Genomic DNA, 8,793 nt, shown 5'->3' with positions numbered 1-8,793 from the left:
GTTAAAGTTGTTTTACCATGGTCGACGTGACCAATTGTGCCCACGTTAACGTGTGGCTTATTACGTTCAAACTTAGCCTTAGCCATGAGATCTTCCTTTGTAAGCTACCCATGCAGGATCACTGCATGAGCATTAGAATTTAACTATTAATTAGTTAGGTCACTATAGTAATCGAAAGATTACTCGTCGTCACCTTTTTTACCGCCAGCTTGGAATTTAGCAATGATGCCTTCAGCCACGTTACGTGGAGTTTCAGCATATTTAGCGAATTCCATAGAATAAGTCGCACGACCTTGAGACATAGAACGCATATGAGTTGCGTAACCAAACATCTCAGCAAGTGGAACTTCAGCACGAATAGCTTTAGTACCACCAGGAAGATCGTCCATACCTTGAACCATACCACGACGACGGTTTAAGTCACCCATGATATCGCCCATGTAATCTTCAGGAGTTTCTACTTCAACTTTCATGATAGGTTCAAGCAAGATAGGATCTGCTTTCATGAAACCATCACGGAAGGCATAAGAACCCGCCATTTTGAACGATAATTCGTCAGAGTCGACATCATGGTAAGAACCATCAAATAGTGTCGCTTTGATACCCACAACAGGGTAACCAGCCAATACACCATTCTTCATACGTTCTTGAATACCTTTGTCTACTGCACCGAAGAATTCTTTAGGTACTACACCACCTACAACTTCTTCAGCGAATTCGTATTCTTTCTCTGACTCAGGGTCCATTGGCTCTAAACGTACGTATACGTGACCGAATTTACCTTTACCACCAGTTTGACGTACGAATTTACCTTCTTGCTCAACCGATTTTTTGATCGTTTCGCGGTAAGATACCATTGGTTTACCAATGTTCGCTTCAACACCGAATTCACGCTTCATACGGTCAACGATGATGTCAAGGTGAAGCTCACCCATACCAGCAATAATCGTTTGACCTGATTCTTCATCAGTACGTACGCGGAATGATGGATCTTCTTTCGCCAAGCGACCTAAAGCAACTGACATTTTTTCTTGGTCAGCTTTAGTTTTAGGTTCAACTGCAAGTGCAATTACTGGCTCTGGGAATTCCATACGCTCTAGTGTAATTACGTGGTTTTCATCACATAATGTATCACCAGTAGTCGTGTCTTTAAGACCTACACATGCCGCGATGTCGCCTGCACGAATTTCTTCGATGTCATGACGGTCATTTGCGTGCATCTGTACGATACGGCCAACACGTTCACGCTTCATTTTCACTGGGTTGTAGCATGGGCTACCTGCTTTAAGCACACCAGAGTAAACACGTACGAACGTTAAGTTACCAACGAATTTGTCGTTCATGATTTTGAACGCAAGTGCCGCGAACGGAGCTTCGTCAGATGCTTCACGAGAACCTTCAGTTTCAGCTTTGTCATCAAGGATACCCTTGATTGCTTCAACGTCAGTTGGCGCCGGTAAGAATTCAATTACAGCATCCAACATACGTTGAACACCTTTGTTTTTGAACGCAGAACCACAAAGCATTGGTTGAATTTCATTCAACAATGTACGTGAACGGATACCGAACACGATTTCTTCTTTAGTTAACTCGCCTTCTTCAAGGTACTTGTCCATGAGCTCTTCTGATGCTTCTGCAGCAGCTTCGATCATGTTAGTACGCCATTCGTTAGCAGTATCAACTAAATCAGCAGGAATTTCGCCATATTCGAACTTCATACCTTGAGACGCTTCGTCCCAGATAATCGCTTTCATTTCGATTAGGTCAACAACACCTTGGAAGTTTTCTTCTGCACCAATTGGCACAACGATTGGCACCGGGTTACCGCCAAGACGTGTCTTAACTTGTTCAACAGCGCGGAAGAAGTTAGCGCCTGTACGGTCCATTTTGTTAACGAACGCAATACGAGGTACTTTATATTTGTTTGCTTGACGCCATACTGTTTCAGACTGCGGCTGTACACCACCAACAGCACAGTAAACCATGCACGCACCGTCAAGAACACGCATAGAACGTTCAACTTCGATTGTGAAGTCTACGTGTCCCGGGGTGTCAATTACGTTAATACGGTGTTGTTCGAACTGGTTGCCCATGCCTTTCCAGAAGCATGTTACTGCTGCTGAAGTAATGGTAATACCACGTTCTTGTTCTTGTTCCATCCAGTCCGTTGTAGCTGAACCTTCGTGAGTTTCACCTAACTTGTGGCTCTCACCTGTGTAGAACAAAATACGTTCAGAAGTCGTTGTTTTACCAGCATCAATGTGCGCTGAAATACCAATGTTACGGTAACGAGAAATTGGGGTTTGACGTGCCATGATTTCTAGCATTCCTAAATTTTGTTGTTTAAAACAGGACGCTTTAAGCTGCAATGCAGCTTAAAGCGCTTGGATGACAAAACAATGACGTATTTGCCACATTCCTGACTAAGGCCTGTTTTATTAGCTTAGAAACGGTAGTGAGAGAATGCTTTGTTGGCTTCAGCCATACGGTGCACATCATCACGTTTCTTAACTGCAGCGCCTTTACCTTCAGCTGCGTCAAGCAACTCACCAGCAAGACGTAGAGCCATAGTTTTTTCAGAACGCTTAGCAGCAGCGTCTACTAACCAACGCATCGCTAGAGCAGTACGACGGGATGGGCGTACTTCCATAGGAACTTGGTATGTAGCACCACCAACACGGCGTGCTTTAACTTCGACCATAGGACGAACTTTTTCAAGAGTAGTCTCGAAAAATTCAACTGGGTCTACTTTAGATTTTTCTTGAACGCGGTCTAAAGCACCGTAAACGATACTTTCAGCAATAGATTTTTTACCATCTTGCATTACGTGGTTCATGAATTTAGCGATTGTTTGGCTGCTGAACTTAGGATCCGGAAGGATTTCACGGGCAGCAACTACGCGACGTCTTGGCATTTTAATACACCTAATAAAATTGACACTTCAGGTTTATCCAGCATATGTACAAAGTGTCATGTACCTTTAGCTGGCCTTACTACACGTCGCTTGGAATTTTCACAAAATTAATGCAGAAATCAGACAAGCGAGACGATAAAGGATTGCAGTTCTAACGAACTAAGAAATTAATCTCGAAAGATCAATTACTTCTTAGGACGTTTAGTACCGTATTTAGAACGTGACTGGTTACGATCTTTCACGCCAGCACAGTCTAAAGAACCACGAACGGTATGGTAACGTACACCTGGTAAGTCTTTAACACGACCACCACGGATAAGAACAACACTGTGCTCTTGTAAGTTATGGCCTTCACCACCGATGTAGCTAGATACTTCAAAACCAGAAGTTAAGCGAACACGGCAAACTTTACGCATTGCTGAGTTAGGTTTTTTAGGTGTAGTTGTGTAAACACGTGTACAAACACCACGACGTTGTGGACAAGCCTTCAACGCAGGAACTTTAGATTTTTCAACTAAAGTTGTACGACCCTTACGGATCAACTGATTTGTTGTTGCCATTTGGCAATTCTCCCGTTAATAAAAAGCCCCAAAAAATGTACCACTTTTTGAGGGCATATAATTGTAAGATAAGATCGCCAAATGGTCAACATAAGCCATTCAAGCAAACTCGCTTAACCAACAAAAAAATACAAAAAACTGGCCTTAAACCTATTTCAGCGGCTTATGCCTGACTTTGCTGCTCTAAGCGCTGAGCTTCATTTTAGCTATTCTTTAAATTCTGATCGGTAGATTCTGGCTCTTGGTTAAATTCATCAGGTGCTAAACCAGGCGCTGCAGATGATAAAGCCGGCTGCTGCTGGCTGATTTCATGCGGCTCGACCATCTTGTCTGCCAACTGCTTTAAACCATGTTCAACTTGATCTTGTGCTTCTGGTGCAGTTTCCATCTCTTGATGTTTTTTTTGAATCACGACTTTGGCAATGGTGGCATGATCTTTAAGTTTAAATTCTTGATCAAGCTGTAATTCCCCCACTTGCTGCTGAGCTGCAAAGTAAGCACGCGATTTTTCATACGCTGCAAGCGGCGATAAATTTAATTCCTGATGCTGCTGCATATAAGTACGCGCGTGTGAAAAGATGTCTTGTGCTTTTTGATTGACATCTTCTAACAGTTTCCAACTATACGCTGCACTCAAGGAAGCACTGGCAAGCGGTGTGAATTTACTGAGCACACTCAATTTGGGCAGATGATTCAGCCAATCAAATTTGGCTTCACCTTGTTCATCTTTGAGCCACTGTTTTAAAGCATTGGCATCTTGGTTGGTGCCGAGTAATTGCTGTAAAACGTTTAAATCATGCTTTTCAATCGAGTTTGATAATGCTTTGATGGCCATGAGCAAAGTTTGCTTTTGCACCATTAAGTTTAAATCAATATGTTTAAAAATAAACTGCACCATGTCTTTTTCTGCATCTTGAGTCAGCTCAAAACCATAGGCACGTCCAATTTGGTAAATACTGCGCAATGACAAAATAAACGATGCAGGCACATCCACAGCCGAGCCAATCACACCTGTGGCACCACTGAGTGCACCTTGAGCGGAGGCCAGCCATTTATTTTGTGCAGCCAACACATCGCTAATGCGTTTGGAGCGATCAATATCTTGAGTGAGTTGCTCTAAATCTTGCACCCCTGCTTCATCTAAAATTCGATCGACTGAAGCTAAATTTGAACTTAAATAATTGAGTTGTTCAAAGACATAATCTGAAAATTTATCGGTTAAATCTGGAGCAATAAAACCGGTGACTTTATTGACGGTATGATAATGACGCCCAAGCAATTGTTGCGACAGATTTGGCATTTGATCATTTTGTTCAGGCAGTTGCATTGAGTTTTGAGATTTTTTCTGATTTTGTGCCACTTTATTTAGTGCATCTAGACTTGAGCTGCTGAGCTTTTTAGCCACCCCAAGTGCATTTTGCAACAATCCATCGACTTGATTATTTTTACTGTTCACGTTGATTTACCCCTTCGTGTAAATTTGAACTTTCTGGCTAAATACTAGGTGCTGTCTAGGTTTATCTCAACTTGATTATGTATCTTTTGGTTAAATTGACCACAATTTGACTATAAAACAAAACACTGATCAACAGGCATAGGATTTGCCATAAGAAATCAAAAATCTTTCTGCTATTATGAATGCATTGAAAAACATAAGTATGCAGCATTTTGTGCGCGTTATACTTCACAAAATCACGATATAAAGGAACTGTAGATGAAACGTGTTGTAATCACTGGTATGGGCATCAATTCATGCATCGGCAATACATTAGACGATGTCTTACATTCGTTACAGAACGGAGTTTCTGGCACACGTTTTAACCAAACTTACGCAGATCTTAACTTTAAAAGTCATGTCAGTGCCGCAGCAGCACAAGATTTTGACAACATCGACCGTAAATTAAAACGCTTCATGGGTGTATGTGCCATGTACGCCTACAACTCAGCAGTTGCTGCGGTTGAACATGCAGGTCTTAAAGCAGAAGATTTAGCTGGTAATCCACGCTACGGTATTGCAGGTGGTTCAGGTGGTGGTTCAACTGCATCTGTGATTGAAATGAATGAGCTTTTACAAAGCAAAGGTGCGCGTAAAGTTGGACCTTTCTTTGTACCACGTAATATGACCAACACCATTACGGCAAACGTAGGTGTGGCATTTAAATTACAAGGCATCTCGCATACCATTACCAGCGCATGTGCAACCTCAGCTGACGCCATTGGTTATGCTTACAACATGATTCAACTTGGCAAACAAGATTTAATGTTAGCCGGTGGTGGTGAAGAAGACCATTGGTCACAAAGCTTATTGTTTGATGCAATGGGCGCTTTATGTTCTAAATACAATGAAACCCCAGAAACAGCATCACGCCCATATTCAGCAGACCGTGATGGTTTTGTAATTGCAGGCGGTGGCGGTTTTGTGGTGCTTGAATCACTCGAACATGCTCAAGCACGTGGCGCAAATATTTTAGCAGAAGTGGTGGGTTATGCCGCCAACGCTGATGGCGCAGACATGGTTGCACCAAGTGGTGAAGGTGCAACACGTTGTGTACTGATGGCATTAGAAGAAGCAAAAGCGCATGGCATAGATAAAATTGACTATGTGAATACACACGGTACATCAACCCCTGCAGGTGACATCACTGAACTCCTTGCAATGGAACGTGCTTTTGGTGCAGGTCAAGTACCACCGCTCAGCTCAACCAAGTCAATGACCGGTCATAGCTTAGGTGCTGCAGGCGTACATGAGGCAATTTACTCAGTTTTAATGATGCAAAACGATTTTATTGCACCAAACATTAACGTGACCGAACTGGATGAAGGCGCAAAACCATTTGATATCGTGCTTGAAAAACGTGACGCAAAATTGAATACTGTGATGAGTAACAGTTTTGGTTTTGGCGGTGTAAACGCTTGTCTTGTTTTCAAAAAATGGGAAGGCTGATACACCCTTAGGGTGATTTAATGGATGCTCCTTCTGATGCTTTCCTTTGGGTAAAAGCGTTACATATTATTGCCGTGGTGTGTTGGTTTGCAGCCTTGTTTTATCTGCCACGGCTGTTTGTGTACCACGCGATGAGTGAAGATCAACTCAGTCATCAGCGTTTTCAAATCATGGAACGTAAATTGTACCGTGGCATTATGTGGCCGGCCATGCTGGCCACATTAATCACGGCGCACTTTTTAGTTGATTGGGGCGATGCCACCCGTCACTACCATGAAGCAATTTGGTTTTACCTTAAAGTCGGCTTGGTGGGCTTATTGGTGATTTATCATTTGGTATGCGGTTATTACCGTAAAAAACTCATGGATAACGCACATTATAAATCGCATAAATTTTGGCGTTTTTTTAATGAATTACCCACCTTTATTTTATTTGCTGTGGTGATTTTAGTGGTGGTTAAACCCACCTTTTAAACACCCAAAAAAATCCCCGAACATTCGGGGATTTTTTATTTTAAGCGGCATAACGCTGAATCGACAGCCCTTCGGTACTGATGTCCGGCTGATGATTCATGACTAAATCACTGATTAATTTGCCTGAACCACAGGCCATGGTCCAACCTAAAGTACCATGTCCGGTATTTAAAAATAAGTTACTAAAACGTGTTGCACCAATAATTGGGGTACTATCTGGTGTCATTGGGCGTAAACCTGTCCAAAATTGTGCTTGGCTTAAATCTCCACCAGGGAATAGCTCTTGGGTGACCATCTCTAAAGTGGCACGACGATCGGTATTTAACTCACGGTTAAAACCGCTTAATTCTGCCATACCACCGACTCGAATACGTCGATCAAAACGGGTCATGGCAATTTTATAAGTTTCATCTAACACAGTAGACTGTGGCGCAAATTTTTCATCCATAATAGGGACAGTTAAAGAATAACCCTTCACTGGATAGACTGGTAAATCTAATTGCAATGGCTTTAAGAAATCACGCGAATAACTTCCAAATGCCAACACATATTTGTCTGCAGTGAGCACCTCACCATTGACCACTACGCCTTTAATTTCATCCCCTTGTGTAATTAAGCGTTCTACATTCTGGTTAAATTTAAATTCTACGCCCATCTCTTGAGCCACGCCAGCTAAAGCGTTGGTAAACAAGTAACAATCACCCGTTTCATCATTGGGTAAATGTAAGCCACCCACTAATTTGTCTTGGGCATATGCCAAAGCCGGCTCGACTTGGGCAAGTTGCTCGGCACCTACAAGTAACTGATGTGAAACGCCACACGCTTGTAATACCGCAATATCACGTTGCACCATGTCGAGTTGCGCTTCACTTCTAAACACTTGCAGCGTGCCTTTAGAGCGGTATTCATAGTGAATACCAGTATCTTGGCGCAGTTGACGTAAGCAATCACGGCTATATTCAGCCACACGAGTCATACGCTCTTTGTTAATACTATAACTGGCAGGATTACAGTTTTTAAGCATCTGTGCCATCCAGTTCAGTTGCCACAAACTGCCATCTAAATTAATGGCTAAAGGTGCATGATGCTGAAACATCCATTTTACTGCTTTAAACGGAATACCCGGTGCTGCCCACGGCGTTGAATAGCCAGGCGAGATTTGACCTGCATTGGCAAAACTGGTTTCTTCTGCCGGACCGCTTTGGCGATCTAACACCGTCACCTGTGCACCTTGGGCTGCAAGGTAGTAGGCACTTGCCACACCAATCACACCACTTCCTAATACCAGCACTCGCATGATGCCTACTCACGTTATTCTAGTTGATTTGTCTAGTATATGAACGATCGCATAGTGAAATTCACTATTTTTTGTGCTAAAAGAGAGTGAAAAGGACAATTTCGTCTGCTAGATACAGCTAAAACAGGAAAAAAGAAATGCGCCCTTTAGATCGGATCGACTATCAAATCCTAGATATTTTGCAAAAAGAAGGTCGTATCTCGATGAGTGAGTTGGCAGCACGCGTGCATTTGTCGACTACGCCCTGTTCAGAACGGGTGAAACGCCTTGAGCGTGAAGGGGTAATTTTGGGCTACCATGCGCGAATTGATCCCAAAAAAGTCGACCGTAATTTGTTGGTGTTTGTAGAAATTAAACTCTCGGCTAAATCAGGTGAAGTCTTTGAACAAGTGGCAGAAAACTTAAGTGCCCTACCCGAAGTATTAGAATGTCATTTGATTTCTGGTGAGTTTGATTATTTAGTTAAAGCACGTTTAAAAGAAATGAGTGCTTATCGTCGTTTGCTTGGCGATTTGCTTAAACAATTACCTGCTTCAGCTTCATCACATAGTTACGTGGTCATGGAAGAAGTCAAAGAAAGTCTATATTTAGAGCTCAATTAAGGA

General features: G+C 42.5%; 9 protein-coding genes. 3 read left to right on the top strand and 6 right to left on the bottom strand.

The features are described from left to right. From Q0Z55_RS10390 to Q0Z55_RS10370, 5 genes are all read right to left on the bottom strand, one after another. Window positions 1–86 (bottom strand): GTP-binding protein (locus Q0Z55_RS10390; protein WP_001029592.1); only part of this gene is annotated, 86 nt, incomplete at its 3' end. A 93-nt stretch (window positions 87–179) separates the two neighbouring features. Then, window positions 180–2,315 (bottom strand): elongation factor G, encoded by a 2,136-nt coding sequence (gene fusA, locus Q0Z55_RS10385; protein WP_297428089.1) that lies wholly within the window; start codon window positions 2,313–2,315, stop codon window positions 180–182. A 128-nt stretch (window positions 2,316–2,443) separates the two neighbouring features. Next, complete coding sequence (gene rpsG / locus Q0Z55_RS10380) at window positions 2,444–2,914, bottom strand: 30S ribosomal protein S7 (RefSeq protein WP_122902407.1); 471 nt, start codon at window positions 2,912–2,914, stop codon at window positions 2,444–2,446. Between the two features lie 185 nt (window positions 2,915–3,099). Next, window positions 3,100–3,474: a 30S ribosomal protein S12 gene (rpsL, locus tag Q0Z55_RS10375; RefSeq protein WP_002050319.1), complete on the bottom strand. Its 375-nt coding sequence runs from the start codon at window positions 3,472–3,474 to the stop codon at window positions 3,100–3,102. 202 nt (window positions 3,475–3,676) lie between these two features. Beyond that, entirely contained in the window at window positions 3,677–4,930 is a 1,254-nt protein-coding gene (locus Q0Z55_RS10370) for an EcsC family protein (RefSeq protein ID WP_297428083.1), read from the bottom strand. Between the two features lie 258 nt (window positions 4,931–5,188). On the opposite strand from Q0Z55_RS10370, the gene Q0Z55_RS10365 reads away from it, so the two are divergent. Together Q0Z55_RS10365 and Q0Z55_RS10360 are read left to right on the top strand one after the other, a co-directional pair. Further along, window positions 5,189–6,418, top strand: a complete 1,230-nt coding sequence (locus Q0Z55_RS10365) for a beta-ketoacyl synthase N-terminal-like domain-containing protein (RefSeq protein WP_297428080.1) — start codon at window positions 5,189–5,191, stop codon at window positions 6,416–6,418. Between the two features lie 20 nt (window positions 6,419–6,438). Continuing rightward, window positions 6,439–6,891 carry a CopD family protein gene (locus Q0Z55_RS10360; protein WP_297428078.1) on the top strand — a complete coding sequence of 151 codons (453 nt, stop codon included), beginning with the start codon at window positions 6,439–6,441 and terminating at the stop codon, window positions 6,889–6,891. Between the two features lie 40 nt (window positions 6,892–6,931). On the opposite strand, the gene Q0Z55_RS10355 is transcribed toward Q0Z55_RS10360, so the two are convergent. After that, window positions 6,932–8,188, bottom strand: coding sequence for a D-amino acid dehydrogenase (locus Q0Z55_RS10355; protein ID WP_297428075.1), 1,257 nt, complete (start codon window positions 8,186–8,188; stop codon window positions 6,932–6,934). 137 nt (window positions 8,189–8,325) lie between these two features. On the opposite strand from Q0Z55_RS10355, the gene Q0Z55_RS10350 reads away from it, so the two are divergent. Continuing rightward, window positions 8,326–8,790 carry an Lrp/AsnC ligand binding domain-containing protein gene (locus tag Q0Z55_RS10350; RefSeq protein WP_297428072.1) on the top strand — a complete coding sequence of 155 codons (465 nt, stop codon included), beginning with the start codon at window positions 8,326–8,328 and terminating at the stop codon, window positions 8,788–8,790. Window positions 8,791–8,793 lie beyond the last annotated feature (3 nt).

The organism is uncultured Acinetobacter sp., assembly GCF_947626835.1.
Classification (GTDB): Bacteria; Pseudomonadota; Gammaproteobacteria; order Pseudomonadales; family Moraxellaceae; genus Acinetobacter.
This window is presented reverse-complemented; position numbering and strand designations above follow the sequence as displayed.